At 59.8% G+C, this 19431-nt stretch carries 24 protein-coding genes; 14 read left to right on the top strand and 10 right to left on the bottom strand.

The features are described 5' to 3' along the window. Positions 1–1644 carry an AMP-binding protein gene (locus shn_RS18415; RefSeq protein ID WP_064331704.1) on the bottom strand — a complete coding sequence of 548 codons (1644 nt, stop codon included), beginning with the start codon at positions 1642–1644 and terminating at the stop codon, positions 1–3. Positions 1645–1720: 76 nt separating this feature from the next. Next, positions 1721–1984: a BON domain-containing protein gene (locus shn_RS18410; RefSeq protein ID WP_064331703.1), complete on the bottom strand. Its 264-nt coding sequence runs from the start codon at positions 1982–1984 to the stop codon at positions 1721–1723. A gap of 394 nt (positions 1985–2378) precedes the next feature. On the opposite strand from shn_RS18410, the gene shn_RS18405 reads away from it, so the two are divergent. Together shn_RS18405 and shn_RS18400 are read left to right on the top strand one after the other, a co-directional pair. Then, positions 2379–2663 carry a hypothetical protein gene (locus tag shn_RS18405; protein ID WP_064331702.1) on the top strand — a complete coding sequence of 95 codons (285 nt, stop codon included), beginning with the start codon at positions 2379–2381 and terminating at the stop codon, positions 2661–2663. Between the two features lie 146 nt (positions 2664–2809). Next, on the top strand, positions 2810–3520 hold the full coding sequence (locus shn_RS18400; RefSeq protein ID WP_064331701.1) for a hypothetical protein: 711 nt from the start codon (positions 2810–2812) through the stop codon (positions 3518–3520). Between the two features lie 119 nt (positions 3521–3639). Here shn_RS18400 and shn_RS35905 read toward each other — a convergent pair whose 3' ends face one another. Then, on the bottom strand, positions 3640–3939 hold the full coding sequence (locus shn_RS35905) for a hypothetical protein (protein WP_145925962.1): 300 nt from the start codon (positions 3937–3939) through the stop codon (positions 3640–3642). A gap of 47 nt (positions 3940–3986) precedes the next feature. Here shn_RS35905 and shn_RS18390 point away from each other — a divergent pair, with 47 nt between their 5' ends. Then, a complete protein-coding gene (locus shn_RS18390; RefSeq protein ID WP_064331699.1) occupies positions 3987–4247 on the top strand; it encodes a hypothetical protein in 261 nt (86 codons plus the stop codon). Positions 4248–4353: 106 nt separating this feature from the next. On the opposite strand, the gene shn_RS18385 is transcribed toward shn_RS18390, so the two are convergent. Further along, a complete protein-coding gene (locus shn_RS18385) occupies positions 4354–4995 on the bottom strand; it encodes a hypothetical protein (protein WP_145925961.1) in 642 nt (213 codons plus the stop codon). 120 nt (positions 4996–5115) lie between these two features. Between shn_RS18385 and shn_RS35900 the strand changes: the two genes are divergently transcribed. The 11 genes from shn_RS35900 (at position 5116) to shn_RS18340 (ending at position 13703) form a co-directional block, all read left to right on the top strand. Next, the gene (locus shn_RS35900) at positions 5116–5628 is read left to right on the top strand and encodes a hypothetical protein (RefSeq protein WP_145925960.1); all 513 of its coding nucleotides are present in this window, start codon (positions 5116–5118) and stop codon (positions 5626–5628) included. A gap of 143 nt (positions 5629–5771) precedes the next feature. Beyond that, a complete protein-coding gene (locus shn_RS18380) occupies positions 5772–6224 on the top strand; it encodes a helix-turn-helix domain-containing protein (RefSeq protein WP_064331697.1) in 453 nt (150 codons plus the stop codon). A 2-nt stretch (positions 6225–6226) separates the two neighbouring features. Beyond that, positions 6227–6817, top strand: coding sequence for a PIN domain-containing protein (locus shn_RS18375; RefSeq protein WP_064331696.1), 591 nt, complete (start codon positions 6227–6229; stop codon positions 6815–6817). An 879-nt stretch (positions 6818–7696) separates the two neighbouring features. After that, positions 7697–9112 carry a site-specific integrase gene (locus shn_RS18370; protein WP_064331695.1) on the top strand — a complete coding sequence of 472 codons (1416 nt, stop codon included), beginning with the start codon at positions 7697–7699 and terminating at the stop codon, positions 9110–9112. Next, the gene (locus shn_RS35125) at positions 9102–9404 is read left to right on the top strand and encodes a helix-turn-helix domain-containing protein (protein WP_084438150.1); all 303 of its coding nucleotides are present in this window, start codon (positions 9102–9104) and stop codon (positions 9402–9404) included. Before shn_RS18370 ends, shn_RS35125 begins: the two co-directional genes overlap by 11 nt. Positions 9405–9416: 12 nt before the next feature. Beyond that, positions 9417–9785, top strand: coding sequence for a type II toxin-antitoxin system RelE/ParE family toxin (locus shn_RS18365; protein WP_064331694.1), 369 nt, complete (start codon positions 9417–9419; stop codon positions 9783–9785). A gap of 1 nt (position 9786) precedes the next feature. Then, positions 9787–10170, top strand: a complete 384-nt coding sequence (locus shn_RS18360; RefSeq protein WP_145925959.1) for an XRE family transcriptional regulator — start codon at positions 9787–9789, stop codon at positions 10168–10170. Next, positions 10160–10903, top strand: a complete 744-nt coding sequence (locus tag shn_RS18355) for an HNH endonuclease (RefSeq protein ID WP_064331693.1) — start codon at positions 10160–10162, stop codon at positions 10901–10903. The genes shn_RS18360 and shn_RS18355 overlap by 11 nt, the downstream gene beginning before the upstream one ends. Beyond that, complete coding sequence (locus shn_RS18350) at positions 10900–11127, top strand: ABC-three component system middle component 6 (protein ID WP_003497278.1); 228 nt, start codon at positions 10900–10902, stop codon at positions 11125–11127. The genes shn_RS18355 and shn_RS18350 overlap by 4 nt, the downstream gene beginning before the upstream one ends. Continuing rightward, positions 11124–12869, top strand: coding sequence for a DUF2326 domain-containing protein (locus shn_RS18345; protein ID WP_064331692.1), 1746 nt, complete (start codon positions 11124–11126; stop codon positions 12867–12869). The genes shn_RS18350 and shn_RS18345 overlap by 4 nt, the downstream gene beginning before the upstream one ends. A gap of 12 nt (positions 12870–12881) precedes the next feature. Further along, entirely contained in the window at positions 12882–13703 is an 822-nt protein-coding gene (locus tag shn_RS18340) for an AbiJ-NTD4 domain-containing protein (RefSeq protein WP_064331691.1), read from the top strand. A 134-nt stretch (positions 13704–13837) separates the two neighbouring features. On the opposite strand, the gene shn_RS18335 is transcribed toward shn_RS18340, so the two are convergent. The 6 genes from shn_RS18335 to arsB all read right to left on the bottom strand — a co-directional run bounded on the left by shn_RS18335 (position 13838) and on the right by arsB (position 19430). Beyond that, on the bottom strand, positions 13838–14365 hold the full coding sequence (locus shn_RS18335) for a hypothetical protein (protein ID WP_064331690.1): 528 nt from the start codon (positions 14363–14365) through the stop codon (positions 13838–13840). Next, the gene (locus shn_RS18330) at positions 14362–15324 is read right to left on the bottom strand and encodes a hypothetical protein (RefSeq protein WP_064331689.1); all 963 of its coding nucleotides are present in this window, start codon (positions 15322–15324) and stop codon (positions 14362–14364) included. Before shn_RS18330 ends, shn_RS18335 begins: the two co-directional genes overlap by 4 nt. A 177-nt stretch (positions 15325–15501) precedes the next feature. Further along, a complete protein-coding gene (locus shn_RS18325) occupies positions 15502–16101 on the bottom strand; it encodes an SOS response-associated peptidase (protein WP_064331688.1) in 600 nt (199 codons plus the stop codon). Between the two features lie 291 nt (positions 16102–16392). Then, positions 16393–17592, bottom strand: coding sequence for a chromate efflux transporter (gene chrA, locus shn_RS18315; RefSeq protein ID WP_064331686.1), 1200 nt, complete (start codon positions 17590–17592; stop codon positions 16393–16395). Positions 17593–17658: 66 nt separating this feature from the next. Beyond that, positions 17659–18375 (bottom strand): arsenical resistance protein ArsH, encoded by a 717-nt coding sequence (arsH, locus tag shn_RS18310; RefSeq protein WP_064331685.1) that lies wholly within the window; start codon positions 18373–18375, stop codon positions 17659–17661. Continuing rightward, positions 18375–19430: an ACR3 family arsenite efflux transporter gene (gene arsB / locus shn_RS18305; protein WP_064331684.1), complete on the bottom strand. Its 1056-nt coding sequence runs from the start codon at positions 19428–19430 to the stop codon at positions 18375–18377. The genes arsH and arsB overlap by 1 nt, the downstream gene beginning before the upstream one ends. Between the last annotated feature and the right edge of the window lies 1 nt (position 19431).

Genomic DNA, 19431 nt, shown 5'->3' with positions numbered 1-19431 from the left:
CTAGGCGGCGAACGGCGTTTCCTCCGCCGCCCGCTTGCGCAGGAGGTGGCGGATGACCTTGCCGGAGGTCGTCAGCGGCAAAGCATCGACGAAATCCACCTCGCGCGGATACTCGTGCATGGAGAGACGCGACTTCACCCAGTCGCGGATATGGCTGGCCAGGGCGTCCGAAGGCGTGTTGCCGGGGCGCAGCACCACATAGGCCTTGACGATTTCCGTGCGCACCGGATCGGGCTTGCCCACGGCGGCGGCAAGCTGCACGGCCGGATGGCCGGCCAGGCAATCCTCGATCTCGCTCGGCCCGATGCGGTAGCCGGAGGAGGTGATGACATCGTCGTCGCGGCCGAAGAAGGTGACGTAGCCCTCCTCGTCCATGCGGCCGAGATCGCCGGTCGTCATCCAGTCGCCTATGAATTTTTCCGCCGTTGCCTTCTCGTTCTTCCAGTAGCCGAGGAACATGACGGGATCGGGCCGCTTCACCGCGACCTGGCCGACGGTGCCGCGCGGCATTTCCCGGCCGTTCGCATCGATGATCGCCACCACATGGCCGGGCACCGGCTTGCCGATCGGCCCCGGTCGGGACACGCCGAGCTTGCCGATCGAGCCGAGGACGATGTTGCACTCGGTCTGGCCATAGAACTCGTTGATGGTGATGCCCAGCGTGTCGCGCACCCATTCCCACGTCTCGCGGCCGAGCGATTCGCCGGCCGAGCCGATGGTGCGCAGGTTGAGCCGGTATTTTTCACGAGGGTTCGCCACCGTTTTCATCAGCCGCAGCGCCGTCGGCGGGATGAAGGCGTTGCGCACGTCCATGTCCTGCATGATGCGATAGGCCATGTCGGGGTCGAATTTCTGACCCGGCGAGGAGACGACGGGCACGCCGAGCAGCAGCGCCGGCAAGAGCACGTTGAGAAGCCCGCCGGCCCAGGCCCAGTCGGAGGGCGTCCAGATGCGGTCGCCCGGCTGCGGCAGGAATTCGTGATGCATCTGGAAGCCCGGCACATGGCCCAGCAGCACGCGATGGCCGTGCAGCGCGCCCTTCGGCGGGCCTGTCGTGCCCGACGTGTAGATCATCATGGCCGGATCGTCCGGGCCGCTGTCGACGGCCGCGAAGGGGCCGGCATGGCGGGCGACGAGGTCCTCGAAGGATTTTGCCGCGGCGTCCGTACCCGGCTCGGTGGTGATCACCAGCGCCAGCGTCGGCAGCTCCGCCCGGATCGGCTGCAGGCGTTCCAGGCCGAAGCGATTGGTGACGATCGCCTTCGCCTCGGCATTCTTCAGCCGGAAGGAGAGCGCATCGGCGCCGAAGAGCAAGGCGAGCGGCAGGGCGATGGCGCCGAGCTTGTAGATGGCCAGATGGGATACGACCGTCTCGAAACCCTGCGGCAGCAGGATGGCGACACGGTCGCCGGCCTTCACCCCTTCCGCAGCAAGCGCGGCGGCGAAGGCGTCCGACCGGGCCGCGAGCGCGCCATAGGTGAGGGAGAGCGGCGGGGCGTCCGGCCGGAAATGCTCAAGACAGATCCGGTCCGGCGCGCGTGCCGCCCAGGCATTGGAAACCGCGGTGCCGATGTTGAAGCGCTCGGGGATCTGCCAGCGGAAATCCCGGTACAGCGCATCATAGGTCGATCTTTCGGCGAGCATCCGACGTCACTCCAGTTTGCTGCATTGCACCTAGCATTCCGGAGGGTCCGCCGGCAATGGCGGCTTTTCGCTGAAGTCAGAGCCAGGAGAGGCGGTTGTCCACCTCGCTGACTTCCTTGATCGCGGCGGCGACCGTCGTTGCCCGTTCCGCCTCCTCAGCGGAGCCGACGCTGCCGGAAAGGATGATCCGTGTGCCCTTGCAGGTCACGGTGATGTCGGAGGCGTCCACGTCGCCGGCGACGGACAATGCGTCCGCCACCTTCGTCTCCAGCCAGGCCGGGTGGGGTCCGTCGAAATGCTCGGGCGGTTCGCCCTTGAACGTACCTTCCTTGAAGACCATGTCGCACTCCTCTTGCTCGGCTTCCGCAGGGAAACGCAGGGTGAGCCTATTTGTTCTTTGTCGCTGAAGGAAGACGGGCGTCGCTCGACATCGACGGCCTTGCCCCCAAATGGTTGAGACCCAAGAGCGTGCACATCGCTCTCGGGTCCCCCTCCGCAACCACATCCGGGGGTGTCTGTCGTTGCATCGCGTAAATGCGGCCGTGCAAAATTTGTTCCTGCTAAAAAGCAAATTTTTTGAAGGGCTAGACGTGTTACAGGCAACCTTTGGCGGCCTCTCCTTGTTCAGTGCAGCGGCGAATGCAGCGGATCGATCTCGCAGGACGTGCCCTTCCTCGTGCGACCTAAACGATGCTTCATTCTTGACTCTTTGAGGACGCGTGGCAGGTTGCCTGATGACGAAGAAACCAGAAAACCGCTACGACAGGCGTGAGGACGGCACGGGCATGAGCACTAAGGCCGACATCGACGCCCTCCAGCTTGAACTCTGGGCTACGCAATACTGGATGAAATACCTGTATGTCGCCCAGGCCAAAGGCGAGCGCATGCGGTCGGCCGACATTCTCGACCTTATCGAGGAATTGAAAGCGACCGCGCCGTCAGACGAGGCGGACCGCTTTCCGGTCTGTGAACGGGTGGGGCTGGAGATCGCCGCCCTGCTGAGAAAGGCAGGGAATTGAGAGCCTTCCACTCTTCTCCTCGCCGCTGGCTGGCCGTTGGTTTGCTGCTTGGTGCCATGCTCGCAATCGGTCTCTCGATCGGGTTGCCATGAGCCAAAGGATCGACTTCACCTTCAAGCTGTGCCGGGCCGCGGAGGCTATCTGACGTGTTGCGTAACCTCGACTTCAGTTCATGGCACAGCGTCCTTGTGACATTGATCGGGCTCGCTCTCTTCACCCTGATCAGCATAGGCATCCGCCTGATCATGATGTTCACCATCCAGCAGCGCAGGGAACGGGTGAACCGCCAGATCAACGAGCGCCTGAAAACCCTCATTGCCGCCTACAAGACGTTAGGCGGCTCATTCACGGGCAACCTTGCCGTCAATCCCACCCATCTGCGCGACCTGCGCCAGCGCTCGGCGCCGATGAGCGAGCCGGAAACTGCGGAATCTCCGGCCGAGGGCATAATCGCCAGTTCGGAACGTAGCCGCCGCATCAGGGATGACGTCGAGGCGGCTCTTTCCGATATCATGCTTCTTGGGACCGAAGAGCAGGTTAGACTTGCGGAAAAGGCGGCGCGAGAACTCGTTGCCGGCCGGCCAGTGCATACCCAAGATCTCGTCGTGTCCCTTCGCGCCTTCATCCGTGAGGCGCTCGATCTCGATCCGGTTCCGGCCGACGTGGCCATCCCGATGCAAGGCCCTGCACGCCCCTCATCTGGAGGAGGCCGCGCCAAAGGGGAGCGCGGGAAGGAAGGGGGCCGCGGAGGCGGCGGCGGCATGGGAATGGGCGGCGGAACGGGAGGAGGAGGATCCGGTATGGGTGGCGATGCCGACGATGATCACACGGCACCAGGTCGGCACGGAGTAAGATGATGCGCGATCATATGGGAGAGAGAAGCGTGAACGCCGAACCCATCGCAAGACGGAAGAGGACGACGTATCGGAGCATTTCCGCTTTTCTTCGAGCCGCGAAAACGCTCTAATTTTTTGTTTTAACGCAATTCCAGACGCAGAACCGCTTCGCACTTTTGCTGGAATTGCTCCAGGGTAGCTGAACGTTGCGGATTTTCCTCGGGCTCATCGCCATCATCGTTGGTGCCATTGTGCTGGCCATCCTGACAGTCGATTCCTGGCTTGTGATCGGAGAGCGTGCCCAGGGCGGACACGCGCCCCGCACCGCTGCGGAACAGGCTGCGGCGGAAGAGCGCGCCAAGGCCAGCCAAGCTGAGGCAATCAAGGCTGCGGACGAGGCAATGAATGCGATAGACGGTCACGTCGAAGAGCTGTTTCACCTGACGCATCCGAGGCGTGAGCATTTCGAGAAAGAGGGGTGGCCGTCATGAGAAGCACCGCCACCGAAAGCTTCTGCCGCGCCGAGTTGGAACGTTGCATTGAGGAGATGATTGCGCTCCTCGACCTTATGGACGGCGATACCGACCTAGAAGACGGCGGAGATGATGAGCCATCCATCACAAGCCCCGCCATCGCCATCGGCAACAGGATCGAAAACGATCTGGAATTCGAAACCGACGACTACGAGCTGAGCGGCGATGATATGGATTACAACTCCGGCATGTTAATGGGAGGTGCCGGCGTATGACGGATTCTTTTCCTACCCGACCGTTGGCCGGTTGGAGACAGCGGCAAATTTAGTGACGGATATCTGTGATATTTGGAGACGAAGTTCAAAAGTGGCAAAGCGGCAATTATCGAAGCTGCTCGTAGTCTGCTATGATCTTGTGGCCGGGATGTCCGGCCGGAAGATTCCAAGCTGACCAGAAGACGTCAGCGCTTTTGCGGTGGGCTTCCTCTTCCTCCACCATATGTGGAAGGTCTGCACCCGAGCCGATGGCGAGGTTCTCCCATATTTTTGTGGCTTCTCTTGCAACAGCAAATATCTCAAATAGGTCGGGCAACCCTATTGAAGGATCGTACGTCGCCCAATGGGCCAGAAGCTTGTTGCGCATATGGACAATACGCTTCAGTCTTGGGTCGCCCTCCAAAGCCTGAAACTGTTCGACAGCCTCGATTAGATGCTTGCGAAGAACCGGATTGGGCTCCTCATCCAAGCGTCGATCCTTGACTAGAAAGTTTATGGCAACGCGAAGATGCCGATCACCGTTGTTCTTGGTGGTTGCAAAGGCGCGCGATACGATGAGGTGCAATCGGACGCACGCGCCTTGGAACAACACATCAGCGGCTTTGTCTGCACCCGTTAGCATAAGTTGTGAAGCGATTTCTCGGCTCAAAAAATACTGATTAATGCTTGCAATCGTTGTTAGGCAAATGACGCCGTCACGGTGCCCTTGACGTGCAAGCTCCCTGAACGTGCTCCAATCGATTATCACGGGTTCATGTCCTCATCATTTGGAAACCTGCTCTGCTTCAGGGCTGGTTAGGTTCCCTTTATTGCGTTTGACGACTCAGCGCTGTTCTTGAATGATCTTCTCAGATGTGGGGAGGGGTCAATGACAGACGGGGACGACCAGAAGCCGCGTATCCGCTTGGCGGTCAAAAATCACGAGCGAGATATAAATCGACATCGCGCCGAGGTCGATCTGCAATGGCCTCTGAAGGAGCTAGCCGCAAATCTCATTCGAGTGGTCCGAGGAGCCGGAAAGCCATATGAATTGGGCCGGCAGTGTGCCGATGTCGTCAAAGCGTACCACGACTATCGAGACCGAGTTGGAGAGTGGCCCTCTTCTTATTCCGTGGGAGAAATCCTATCGATCCGGCATCGAGAAAATCGGGCCGCTACTGATCGCGCCATGGAATGGGAGGATGCAGTTCAGCAGATGATTGCCGGAGGTCTCCAGGCTGCCGCTTCTCAGCTTCTCGGACAATTAACACAGGAGCGTGCGGGCGAAAGAGAGATATTTGATGGTCTTCGGATCATAGAACGACAGCGTGAGGAAAACCGCGCGGCGATGATGAAAAAGCCGGTGAAGAGGACGCCTAAAAAACCAAGCCGCAAGAGGTAATGAGTGACGCTCAACTCCGTCTGATGGTGAGTAATGAAATTGGCTAATCGGAACTTTGGCGGCTTTCGTTTGTTTCGTCTGTTGCGTTTATTGCGAATAATGACTACCTTAATGCCAAGCGTATTAATTAGGGGAGATGTGTCATGACCATTCCAGCAACGGCTCAGGAGTTGGGTGGACGGTTACCATCTAATCAAGAACGAGATGCAGCGAACCAACTGCGTAAAATCCTCGCTGCCCAGGCGGCCGGGGAAACGAAGCTGCGCGTCATGGATGATGGCAAGCCGGCTGAAATAACGCTAACCCCAGCCCTTTCCAGTCTACTCATGGATGTCTTGCGGCATGTCGGCAAGGGAGATGCGGTGACGTTGGTTCCCGTAAGTCAAATGCTCACTACCCAACAGGCGGCAGACATCCTGAATGTTTCCCGACCATATCTCGTGTCGCTGATAGACCGCGGTGAGATAGAGCATACTCTAGTTGGGCGGCATCGAAGAATTAAGGCTGAGACCCTGTTTGCTTATAAGAAGCAAAGAGACGATAAGCGCGGGAAGGCGCTTGAGGACCTCGCCGAACTGGACGGGGAGCTTCTTTAAACTTGTTCGCCAATCGCTTCACAGCCTTTATTGACGCCTGCACGTTGGCCAGCGTACTCCGGCGAAATCTTCTGCTCTCGCTGGCCGAAGCAGAGTTCTTCAGAGTTCGCTGGTCAGCAATTGTGTTGGACGAGACGCAAAAGGCAATTGAAAAGATGCTGGCGGAGCGAGGTTCCGATGACCCAGCGGCGAGGGCGCTCCGCCACAGGCAAGCAATGGAGGCTGCTTTCGAGGATGCAATGGTCGCGGAATTCGAGGCTTTCGAATGCGTATGCCCAGGACTTCCGGATCCAAAGGATACTCATGTTGTGGCGGCCGCTCTTAAAACGCAGGCTGCAATCATCGTAACCGAGAACTTGTCGGATTTCCCAAAAGATATGCTGGCTCCTCTCGGACTTGAAGTCAGATCAGCCGACGCATTCATAGCGGATACCGTTGCCCTCGAAACGGGTAGGGCCGTTGCCGCGATTAGGCGGATGCGGGAGCGTTTGAAAAAGCCTGAGAAAACGGCTGATGCATTACTCCTCGATATGGAGGCGGCAGGATTAACCGAGACGGTTGACGTTCTCCGGCCGCACGCCCTCTCGCTGTAAGTCGAAGCGTGTTGCAGAATTCGATTCGTCAAAGACCTCGTAGCTTTGCCTTCATCGAATCCTTGTCCAGCGAGCCAAGCGACAATCTCATCCTCGACCCGGAACAGGGTTTCCATCTGTCCTTTCGCAGCCGATCCGGTGATCGACCAATAAAGAAGCGCGCGGGCAATATCATCGCGCGATGGATTACATTTTCGTTTTTCCTGATCCCGTGCGGGCCTTTCTTGTCGCCGGGGTTTACTTCGCATGATCGAGACCAGCAAGACTCTGCCGATTACTGTAAGGTCTCCTTGGGGCCAAGCGCGAGTTCGCGGGCCAGTACGCGCGCGCGGGGGTCTTTGCCAGCCTCAGTCCCGGGAGGGAATTCTCGGAAGCCGTAAATGGTCAAGAGTCGATTAATCCAGCATCAATACCTGATCACGGGCGGTAGGTGTCGGATCGGTGGAGGAGAGCAATTCAAGATTATGTTCCGCCAATTGGCGGTTGCGCTCTATCTTGACTTCGGTCGAAGCTCTGCCAGCATGGTCACATGTCGTCCGGTGCTGTGATGGCCCAGGCTACCGCGCTCGCAAAGGTGGGCTAAAAGGTGGACCGAAATCCCCTTCACCGGCTGTATAGCTTGAGAAGCCAGCGTTTCCCGAAAAATTATGGTGCCCCATGCCGGAATCGAACCAGCACTCCTTTCGGAACTCGATTTTGAGAGATCGGATATGCCCTATCCTTTGTGTATCCGGCAGTATCCGTTTTCTCGATAACCGATTGTCAGCACTAGCTTTTTTCGGTTTTCAGAGCACACATACCTAGCCGGGGATACGCCACGGTTGGCTTTCTAGGTGCACCTATATTGCACCTGAAATCCGACCTCAAAGGAGGTTAGGAATGCCCAAAATCAAACTCACGAAGACCGCTGTCGATGCCGCGACCCCGCAGGAGCGCGATTACGAACTCCGGGATACGATCATACCCGGCTTTCTTGTCAAGGTCACCCCGACCGGGCGCAAGATTTTCATGGTGGCCTACGTCGCCCACAATGGGCAGCGCCGAAAGCCCGCGATCGGTCGCTACGGCGAGATCACTGTCGAGCAGGCGCGCAACATCGCCCAGGACTGGCTCGCGGAGGTGCGCCGAGGTGTTGATCCGAGCGCGGAGCGTGCGGCGGCCCGACAGGCGCTCACAGTGAAGGAGCTGTTCGATCGCTTCATCACCGACTACTCCGAAAGCCGCAACAAGCCCACGACGGTCGAGTCCAACCGAGGTTATGGCAAGCGCTACATCATCCCGATTCTGGGCCAACTCAAGGTGCCCGACGTCACACGTGCGGACATCGCTCATCTCATGAAGAAGATGGGCAAGAGCCCGACGAACGCCAATCGGGTCCTGGCGGCTGTCCGTAAGATGTTCAACATGGCGGAGGTCTGGGGGCTGCGCCCCGATGGCTCCAATCCTTGCCGACACGTCCCGAAATACCCTGAACGCGGCAAGACCCGCCTGATCACTGACGTCGAACTGCGCAAGCTGTTCGAATATCTCGACCGCGCCGACGCCGAGGGATTGGAGCATCCTTTCATCCTTCTGGCCATCCGGCTTCAGTTCGAGTTCGCCGCGCGCATGTCGGAAATCCTTCAGCTCCAATGGGCGTGGATCGATTTCGACAACCGCCGTGTGGTCTGGCCCGACAGCAAGACGGGCGGCATGTCGAAGCCGATGAGCGCGGAGGCGTTTCGGCTCTTCAAGACAGCGCCGCGGCTGGAGAAGTCACCATTCGTGTGCCCGTCGGTCTTCGACCCGAACCTGCCAATGTCGAAGCACACATACTATCAGGGCTGGCGGCGCATCCTTCAGCGCGCCGGGCTGCCGCACATCGGCACCCACGGCATTCGCCATCGCTCCGCCACCGACATCGCCAACTCGGGTATCCCGGTGAAGGTCGGTATGGCGCTCACGGCGCACAAGACCGTCACCATGTTCATGAAGTACGTTCACACCGAGGATGATCCGGTAAGGGCGGCGGCCGAAACGGTTGCGCAGCGGCGTATGTCCATCGTTGGAGGTATCCAGCCTCCCGCGCGCGAGCCGGTGATGACGCCGGAGCCGCCATCTGTCGCTCCGGTTGTCGAACTCGCAGAACCTGCTGTTGGCCTCGATGGGAAGCCACTCGGCTTCGAAGATGGCGCCTATACCTCGCGCACCCGTCTCGGCAATTATCGACCCTATCGCCACCGCAGCGGCGAAAACCGCTCGGTTCCGCCTGGCTCGAAGCGCACCGAAGCGAAGGAGGCCGGCCATGTCCGATAGAGTAAAGCCGGATCGCCGCTGGCCGACGCCGGACATCCTCAAGCGCGCCAGGTTCGTCGACGAGGCTGGACCAATTCGTTTCGTCGATACTGAGGCGGCGGCGCGCTACCTCGCCCTCGAAGGACATACGTTGGAGTGCTACCGCTCGCGCGGAGGAGGCCCCGCTTATCATAAGTTCGGCAAATGGGTCCGCTACGCAGTCGATGATCTGGACGCTTGGGCTAAAAGCTGCCGTCGCACCACGACGGCATCGCCAGAACCGCCCCGGATCCTTCCCATTGACCGGATATAGGTTCTAACCTATATGGAATGGGAGGTCGAATTCCACCCCGCCTTCGAGGCTGAGGTTCTGACTTTTGAGCGTGATGTCCGCGTCGCGTTGATCGCCGCCGCCAGGCTGCTGTCCGATTACGGACCGCAGCTTGGCCGGCCTCACGCCGACACGCTCAAAGGGTCGAAGCACGCCAATATGAAGGAGCTGCGCTTCGAGGGCGGCGATGGCGAATGGCGTGCGGCCTTCGCTTTCGATCCCAAGCGCAAGGCCATCGTTCTTGTAGCGGGTGACAAATCGGGCGTCAGTCAGAAGCGCTTCTACAAAACGCTGATCGCAAAGGCGGATCTACGGTTTTCAGAGCATCTGGAAAGCCTGAAATCCGCAAAGAAGGGCAAATGAGATGGGTCGGAGCCTGAATGACATCATTGCCGCGCTCCCTGCCGAAGAGCAGGCAGCGATCGACGCCCGCTATCAGGATTTGAAGCACGAAGTCGAGGGCCTTCGCGAGTTGCGGCAGATTGCGGGTAAGGCCCAGGCTGAGATCGCATCAGCGCTCAACATCAAGCAGCCCTCGGTTTCTCAGATCGAGCGGCAAACCGATATGTATCTCTCCACTCTCCGCAGCTATGTGGAAGCTGTGGGGGGCGAGCTCGAATTGACGGTCAAGCTGCCTCAGCGGCCCGCATTGCGGATTCACCAGCTCGGCGATGCCGGCGCTCCTCCACAGATAACGACCCGCCGTCCTGGCACGCGCGCGAAGATGGGCGGTCGGCGTGGGCGCTAATTATCCGACGAGAATTATCCTGGCGTTTCGAAGCGGCGGCGTCTGCGCCTTTCCGAAATGCGGCAAACATCTCACCTACGACGCCCAGGTGGGAGACGACACCTATATAGGCGAGGCGGCACATATTCGGGGTGAGAAACCGACCGCCGCCCGCTACGACGCCGCCATGACCGATGCGGAGCGCGATAACGTCCGCAATCTTATCTATCTCTGCACCGACCACCATACGATCATCGACAAGGTCGAAGCTGATTGGCCTACCGCGACGTTGCAGCAACTGAAGGACAGCCACGAAAAGCAGGTTCGCCAGGCGATGGAGGCGGCTTTCGCGGACGTCGCCTTTCCCGAATTGCAGAACGCTGTGTCGTGGGTCGCCAGCCAGGCCCCTGCGGGCAATGGATCGTTCGATCTCACCGCGCCTGACGAGAAGATCAAGAAGAACGCGCTGTCGAACGGATCTCGGCATATCATCGCTGCCGGTCTCACCTCGCGAGCTACCGTTGGCGACTATGTCGAGGCCGAAGCACAGCTCGATCCGGACTTTCCCGAGCGCCTGAAAGCCGGCTTCCTTGAAGAATATTACGCGCGTCGGAAGGAGGGCCATAAGGGCGACGAGCTGTTCGAGCTGATGTGCGCCTTCGCCCAACGTGGGTTGCGTCGGCAGGCGGACAAGACCGCGGGCATCGCGGTGCTGATCTATCTTTTCGAAATCTGCGACGTGTTTGAGAAATGATTCTTCCGACCAAACATATCCCGCAGAACGAGGCGCTGATCGGTGTCGGCGCGACGCTGCTTGCCCATCTCAGCATGCCCATGACCGTTTCGGGTCTTTGGGAACGTCTGCGCACGGAGCCGAACGTCGGAACTTTCGAGCGGTTCGTGCTGGCCTCCAACCTCCTCTATCTCATCGGCGCCATCGATATTCGAGACGGCCTCATCGTCAGGACCGCCTCATGATCCGAGCTGTCCGCGCCAATCAGAAAGGCTTCCACACCGCGCTCCTTCAGCCTGGGGTCAATCTCATCTTGGCCGACCGATCCACCTCGGCCGGTGACAAGGACACGACGAACGCGCTTGGCAAATCGACGCTCATCGAAATCATCGATTTCTGCCTCGCAAGCAATACCTCACCCGGAAAGGGCCTCCGCATCGAGGCTTTGCAGGGTTGGGCATTCACGTTGGAGCTCTCCCTGTCCGGCCACGACGTCGCGGTAACGCGAGCCACCGACACGCCCGGTTTCTTTGCTATCGAAGGCGCCACCGATGACTGGCCTGTTCGGCCGGCGCCAAACAAGGAAGGCGTGCCCGGTCTCGACGCGAAGAAATGGCGAGCGGTTCTCGCCTGGTCTCTCTTCGGCATCAGCGAGCTGTCTGCCGAGTTGGGTTACAAGCCCTCGGCGCGGTCACTGCTTTCCTATTTTGTCCGTAACCAGACAGCCGCCTACAACATCCCCTTCAAGCATTTCGATAATCAGAAGATTTGGGACATTCAGGTCCATAATGCGTTCCTTCTCGGATTGAACTGGGAGAAGGCCGCGACCTGGCAGCAGCTCAAGGACCAAAAGAACGCGCTCGACGCGCTCAAACAGGCGATCAAGACCGGAGCGGTCGACGGCGAACTGGCGTCCCTCGGTGAACTCGAAGCCGAACGTCTTCGCCTGTCGACACAGCTCGAACGCGAGCGCGACGCTCTTTCAAGCTTCCGCGTGCTCCCGCAGTATCGCGAGATCGAAGGCCAAGCGAACTTCCTGACCGGCGAAATCCACGGCTTGGTCAACGCCAATATCGTGGATAAGCGCCGGCTCGACCGCTACCGTGACTCGCTGGTCAGCGAAGACGCACCGACCGAAGACCGGCTGGAAGCTCTCTATGGTGAGGCGGGCGTCGCCCTACCAGGCGCCGTCAAGAAGACGCTGGAGGATGCGCGGGCGTTCAATGCGCAGATCATCGCCAACCGCCGCGAGTTTATCGCCAGCGAGATTGCCGCGCTGGAGGCTGCTGTGAGCGAGCGCGAGGCGAACATCGCGACCCTCACGGATCGCCGCGCCGGCTACCTTAGCGCGCTTGCCGGACAGGGCGCGCTCGAGGAACTGACGCAGCTACAGGAACTGCATGCCGCCACCCGGCTAAAGGTCGATGAACTGACCAACAGGATCACCCAGCTTCGCCAGATGACCACAAAAGCGGACACGATCAAGGTCGAGACCGTGGAGCTGAAGCGCGCGACAACACTCGATTATGAAGAACGGCGTGCGCTCTGGTCACAGGCGCTCAGCCTCTTCTCGGAATTCTCAGAAAGCCTCTACAAGTCGCCCGGCCGCCTGGTCATTGATATCGATGACACCGGCTACAAATTCGACGTCGAGATTGCCGGTAGCCCGAGCGAGGGCATCAGCAAGATGAAAATCTTCTGCTATGATCTCATGCTGATCTCATTCGCGCGGCAGCGCGGTCTCGGGATCGACTTCCTGATTCACGACAGCACGATCTTTGACGGCGTCGATCCCCGTCAGCGGGCTCATGCACTCGAACTTGCGGCGGCGATGGCCGCAAAATACGACTTCCAGTATATCTGCACCCTCAATACCGACATGGTCCCGGTCAGCGACTTTTCGCCGGGCTTCGACTATGAGGCGCTCGTTCGGCTGCGTCTGACGGATACCGACCCAAGCGGCAGTCTGCTCGGCTTCCGGTACTGATTGGGGACGCACATGGTCGAATCCGGCTCTTCATTTTCGGAACGTTTCGGTTACCGCGCACCTGACGCCGAGATCACTATTCGGGAAGATGCGCCCGAGGTGTTGCGCGTCGGCGTGACTCAGTTGGCATACGGGGCGGGCCTGAGTGCAAAAGGCCTTCGAGAGATCGTTTGCGCAGTGCTTCTGAAACGGCCCGATCCCAATAACTGGTCGCCGGAGAATGTCGCTCGCGAAGTCGATGACCTCGTTTCCGAGGCGCCGTGGTACGAGATTTACGATCTCGCGGAACGACTGCATGAGCAGATCGGACGCCAAGACTATTCGGGTACCCTCCAAACAGATTTCGCCCGCCGCTTGGATCGGCTTTTTCGCGAGCACGGAATCGGCTGGCAATTCGAAGACGGCCGCATCGTCGTACGAGGCTCCGAGGCATTCGCCCTAGCGACGCGAGATGCGGTTGAGACGATGCGCGTCGCGGGCACGCCGACAGCAGCGAACGAAGTGCATGAGGCGCTTCGCGACATATCCCGTCGTCCCGAGGCAGACGTCACCGGAGCCATCCAACACGCAATGGCGGCCTTGGAATGCGTGGCCCGAGAGATCGACAGCAGCAACGATACGCTTGGGAGCATCATCAATCGCCTTCCGCTGCCCGCGCCGCTTGACGGCGCGCTCCACCGGCTTTGGGGATTCGCGTCTCAACAAGGTCGCCACATCCAAGAGGGGCGAGCGCCGCTATTCGCGGAGGCCGAGCTGGTTGTCACCGTGGCATCGGCCGTGAGCGTCTATCTTCTCAGACACCGAGCGCGATCCCAATCGCCAATCATAGTTTGAGGGTAATATGCCTGGGTCGCCCTCGTCGCCGAGTTCGCTCCCCTTTTGGATTGTCCGCTTTCAAGTTTCTGTGGTCTGAAGCCGACGAGCCGCTTTCAACCCCATCTCCGATCATCGCACAGTTTCGTCCCGGATCAGAAGTCGACAGACCAGACCTGAACCCCATGGCGTTCGAACTGTGGTCGGCGTTCGTTGCCAGGGAACAGAGGAGACATGAAAAACACGTATCGATGCCGCTCCTGACGGCCTGCGAGTTTAGCCAGATCCGCTGCCAACTTGCCGTTGTTGCGCGGATTGACAGCGGCGAAGGTCTCGGCGCCGACATAGCCAACCTTCTGACTCATGATGTCGAGCTCAAGCGATGCATGTGCCCCAGGGGCGAGCCGGAGCCCGCCCACATCCGGATGCAATTCCAGCAACTGGCGGGCGGCCGCGAGGGCGACGGCGAAGCTCCATGTCTGGTTGATCTGCTCGATCAGATTAAGCGGTCGATCTTCAAGGGGGTGGAATCCGATCGGGTCGAACTTCATCCGCCGGAGAAGGGCGAGAGGATCACCCGATTGCGCTGCAATCCACTCCTGGTCCCGTGCCGCGGAGGCTCGCACGATCGCCATTAAATCATCGGCCTCTTCGGTGGTCCGGATGACGATATCTTTCGTCACTCCCGCATCACCTTTTCCCAAGTATGCGCGCAGTAGCTGCACAGACCAGGATAGTCGGGATTGTACTCGTGGACCGTGATATCGGCGCTGCAGCGGCTGCATTCACCAGCGACCGTTTCCTTACAGGAGAAGCAAACGCTAACCTCTCCGTTCTCAACATAAGCTTCTGCGCTGCATTCGGGGCAGGTCGCGATCGGTGACGAGTCACCGTTCTTGGCGGCATAGTAGGCGTCAATCTCGTAGCTGGCCGCCACGACCATTTCAGCAAGCTGCTGCTGATCGTATTCCTGGCCACACTGAAAACACTTGCCGTCGGCCGCTTCGGTCTTGGTATTGTCGCGATCGGTTTGGCCGATAAGCGACGAGCCACAGTTGCGGCACGACATGCCATCGAGATTTTGGACCTCACCAGGCCAGTTCAGGCGGAGGAGGCTGTCGACGCAGCTTTTCTGCATCCTGTTGAAGGCATTCGTCTCTTCTATGATCGTGTCCCAGACATCTGCCAATACGTCTTGAGGATCTTCCTTCAGCGTTTCCAGGAAGTCGATAATCATAGGGAATGAGGAGGCGATCGCCTCCTTCAGTGCACCAACGGGTTCGGCCAGGTGATAGTGTTCAAGATTGTTTCGAAACCGTTGCAGCTTTTCGATGTTTACGTCCGGCCATGATAATCCGAACCTCTTGAACCGGCTCTTGAGCTGGGCGAGATCCACGGTCGCATAGCCGACGACTTCGTGATCGACACCGCCGTCACCGTCGGGAACGGGCTCGAATTTCGCGCCAATGATCTCCATCGGATCGGCTTCGGGCGCGGCCCGGATGAGGCATTCTTTGCCCAGTAATAACAGGCCCGCGTAGTAGTTGCGCGCCGCACTTAGCATTCTTTCGTCCGTTCCTTCCCGGAAGTCTTCAATCCCGAGCACGATCGACGTCACTGCATTGTCAAATATGTCCGCCATGCCCCCGCCTACAGCCCCGCAGCTTTGATGATTCTACTCTAAACCGAATAAAACGAGGCGTCATCTCGACCAAAAAGCCGCCGAGTGTATGCGGGTCGTCCAATCTCCGCTTTTCGACATGGGCGCCCGAAACCTGTCTTACTATCGTCTCGGGGACCAGTCCTGCCAACAACAGAGCTAGTCAACGCCCCGCCGCACCGTCTCGGCCGAAAGCGAGCCTTGCTTCAATGGGCGCAGTAACTCCGCCTCCGCCTTGCTCAGCCACAGCCAGGCCGCCCAATCCTCCGGCCGCAGCACGACGATCTGTCGGTCATGGATCGGCTTCACGTCGGAACCGGGATCCGTCGTCAGCATGGCGAATGACGCCGGATGGTTGCCTTGCGTCTCGCGCCAGATGCCAGCGATCGCCATGAAGGGTGCCCCGTTCAGCGTGAAGCGGTGTTTGGTCTTCGGATATTTCGTGCCAGTGAACTCAAAGAAAGCCGAGGCGGGCACAAGGCAGCGATGGGTGTTCGAGAAATCGCGCCCCTCGGAGCGGAAGTTGAACACCGGGCCGCCCTTGGGCCGGTTCGACGGCAGGCCGAAATTCATCGGCTCCAGCTCGACCTGCCTGTCGTTCGCCGTCGCCCGTATCACCGGCCCCATCTGGTTGATGCGGATGTCATCCTGTTCGGGAAGGTCAAGTTCGCTCTGGCTGGTCGGTATCCCGAGCTCCAGCGCCTGCATCATCTTGCAGTATTCGACCCATTTCACATGCTGTTCATAGGCGTTGCACATGGAAGCCAAGATAGGGCGAAACCCTCATGATTTCGAGGATGCGGAAACAGGAGGGCCACATCCGTATTTGCGCTTTCACGGCTTTACGCTTTTGGGGGAAAGCCTTCCCCCTGGTCGGCACTTCGTTGCCGACGCACCCCCTTCTGCGGGGAGACCCCCAGGCTGTGCAGAAACTCTCCCTGATGTCGCTGGGCTTGGATCTCGCCGGCTAGCGTTGGCGTGGCGCGACACAATTCAGCATCGTGCTACCTCGGGTTTGACAGAGTGAGCCCGATAGCTTTCGAAACCGCCTTACATCAACAGGCTAAGCGCAGCTCCACCCACGGCCGCCAGCAACACGACGACCCATGGCGGAGCTTTCCAGGCCATCAGCGCCACGAAACAAATCAAGGCCAGTGCGAAATCCGGCATGCCTCCGATCGCGCTGGTGAAGACAGGCGAATAAAGCGCAGCGCCGAGGATTCCGACGACTGCGGCATTGGCGCCCTGCATGGCCGACTGCGCCCACGTCTTACGGCGCAGTTGATCCCAGAAGGGCAACGCCCCGATCAGGATTAGGAAGCCCGGCAGGAAAAGTGCGACAAGAGCGATCGTCGCGCCGGCCACGCCGTTCGGCGCCGGTCCCATGACCGCTCCGAGCCAGGCGGCAAAGGTAAAGAGCGGTCCGGGGACCGCCTGCGCTGCGCCATAACCCGCAAGGAAGGCATCATCGGACACCCATCCTGGCGTGACCGTTTCAGCCTGTAACAGCGGCAACACGACATGTCCGCCACCAAAGACAAGCGAGCCGGCACGAAAGAAGCTGTCCGCCAGCGCCCATCCTTGCGCTTGCCCCGCTAGGACCGGCAGGCCAATCAGTAGGGCGACGAACAGCGCGAAGGCCATCAGTCCGGCTTTGCGTGAAACCGGCACAGGCAGATGCTCGCCAATCGTGACCTGTCCTTTGCCAAGAGCCAGCCCGGCAAGTGCGCCCAGCAGTATGGCCGCCATCATCCCGATCGCTCCCGGCGCCCAGGCAAGCAGAAGCACGGCCACGACCGCGATCGTGGCGCGCTCCTTATCGGGGCACAGGTTTTTTGCCATGCCCCACACGGCTTGCGCCACGATGGCGACGGCGACGATCTTGAGACCATGTAGGACGCCAAGCGCTAACGGGCTTTCCAGCCGCGTAGCCGTCATGGCAAGCGCAAGAAGGATCATGGCCGATGGCAGGGTGAAGGCGAGGAAAGCTGCGAACGCGCCGAGCCATCCCGCCCGCGTCAGACCAAGAGCAAAGCCGACCTGGCTGGAAGCCGGACCGGGCAGGAACTGGCACAGTGCCACCAAATCGGTATATGCGCTTTCGCTCAGCCATTTTCGCCGCGTCACCAGCTCGTCCCGGAAATAGCCCAGATGTGCGATCGGTCCACCGAAGGAGGTGAGCCCCAGCTTCAGGAATGCGCGGAATACCTCGGAGACGCTTCCTTGCGACTGTTGCCGGCTATGATCCATTCAAGGGACCTCGTTGGTTGGGGCATTCTTGCGAGCGATGACGTGCGATCGGCGCGGGATAGATTCTCAGGTTGCAGCCGTCAGATTGACCCGCTGCATCAGGGCCTCGCCGCTCTCCTTGCGCTCGGAATAGCGGTCGGTCAGGTAGGGTGAGACGTCGCGCGTCAGAAGCGTAAACTTCATCAGTTCCTCCATTACGTCGAGCACTCGATCATAATATGAAGACGGTTTCATCCGGCCCGCATCGTCGAACTCCTGAAAGGCCTTGGCGACGGAGGACTGGTTGGGGATCGTCACCATGCGCATCCAGCGGCCGAGCACACGCATCTGGTTGACGGCGTTGAAGCTCTGCGAGCCGCCGGAGACCTGCATCACCGCGAGTGTCCGGCCCTGCGTTGGCCTTACCGCGCCGACCGAAAGGGGAATCCAGTCGATCTGCGCCTTCATCACCGCGCTCATTGCGCCGTGCCGCTCCGGGCTGGTCCAGACCTGGCCTTCCGACCAGAGCGAGAGCTCTCGCAGTTCCTGCACTTTCGGATGCCTGACCTCGGCGCCGTCCGGCAATGGCAGGCCATGCGGATCGAAGATGCGTGTTTCCGCGCCAAAGTGTTTCAGCAGGCGCTCGGCCTCGAATGTCAGGAAACGGCTGTAGGATCGCTCGCGGAGCGAGCCATAAAGCAGCAGGATACGCGGCGGATGGGTAGAAGGGTGGGTTACGCGCAGCCGACCAAGGCTGGGAGTATCAACGCAGCCGGCATCAAGATTGGGAAGATCGTCCGGCATCAACGCTGCTCTTTCGCGAGTTCGGACACCTTGCCGCCACGCTCATACCAGCCTTTGGAGCGGTTCACGATCCAGACGACCGAGAGCATCACCGGCACTTCAATCAGCACCCCGACAACGGTGGCGAGCGCCGCACCCGAGTGAAAACCGAACAGGCTGATGGCGGCGGCAACCGCCAGTTCGAAGAAATTTGACGCGCCGATCAGCGCCGAGGGACCGGCAACGCAATGTTGTTCGCCGGCAAGCCGGTTGAGCAGATAGGCAAGGCCGGAGTTGAAATAGACCTGAATCAGGATCGGCACTGCCAGCAGGCCGATGATGGCCGGCTGCGCGATGATCTGCTCGCCCTGAAATCCGAACAGCAAAACAAGCGTCGCCAGCAAAGCGACGAGAGAAGCCGGGCCGAGCTTTGCAAGCAGCCGGTCAAGCGCTGCCTGCCCGCCACTTGTCAGCATCCGGCGACGGATGATCTGCGCGATGATGACGGGCATGACGATATAGAGGACGACCGACAGGACCAGCGTGCCCCACGGCACGGTGATGGCTGACAGGCCCAGCAGCAGGCCGACAATCGGCGCAAAGGCGACGACCATGATCGCGTCGTTGAGGGCGACCTGGCTCAATGTGAAATGCGGTTCACCCTTGGTCAGGTTCGACCAGACAAACACCATGGCCGTGCATGGCGCGGCTGCAAGGATGATGAGGCCGGCAATGTAACCGTCGATCTGGTCAGCAGGTAGATAGGGCCGGAACACCCAGCCGATGAACAACCAGCCCAGTAGCGCCATCGAGAACGGTTTTACCGCCCAGTTGATGAACAGCGTTACGCCGATGCCGCGCCAGTGGCGGCCGACCTCACCAAGCGCAGCGAAGTCGATCTTGAGAAGCATAGGGATGACCATCAGCCAGATCAGTACCGCCACCGGCAGGTTGACCTTGGCAATTTCCATCGCGCCGATGGCATGAAATGCGCCCGGCAGAAAATGGCCGAGCGCGATGCCGACGACAATGCACAGCGCGACCCAGAGGGTCAGGTAGCGTTCAAAGGTGGACATG

Origin of the sequence: Shinella sp. HZN7 (genome assembly GCF_001652565.1) — a bacterium.
Lineage (GTDB): Bacteria > Pseudomonadota > Alphaproteobacteria > Rhizobiales > Rhizobiaceae > Shinella > Shinella granuli.
The sequence above is the reverse complement of the archived record's forward strand: the minus strand, read 5'-3'. Positions and strand labels throughout refer to the sequence as shown.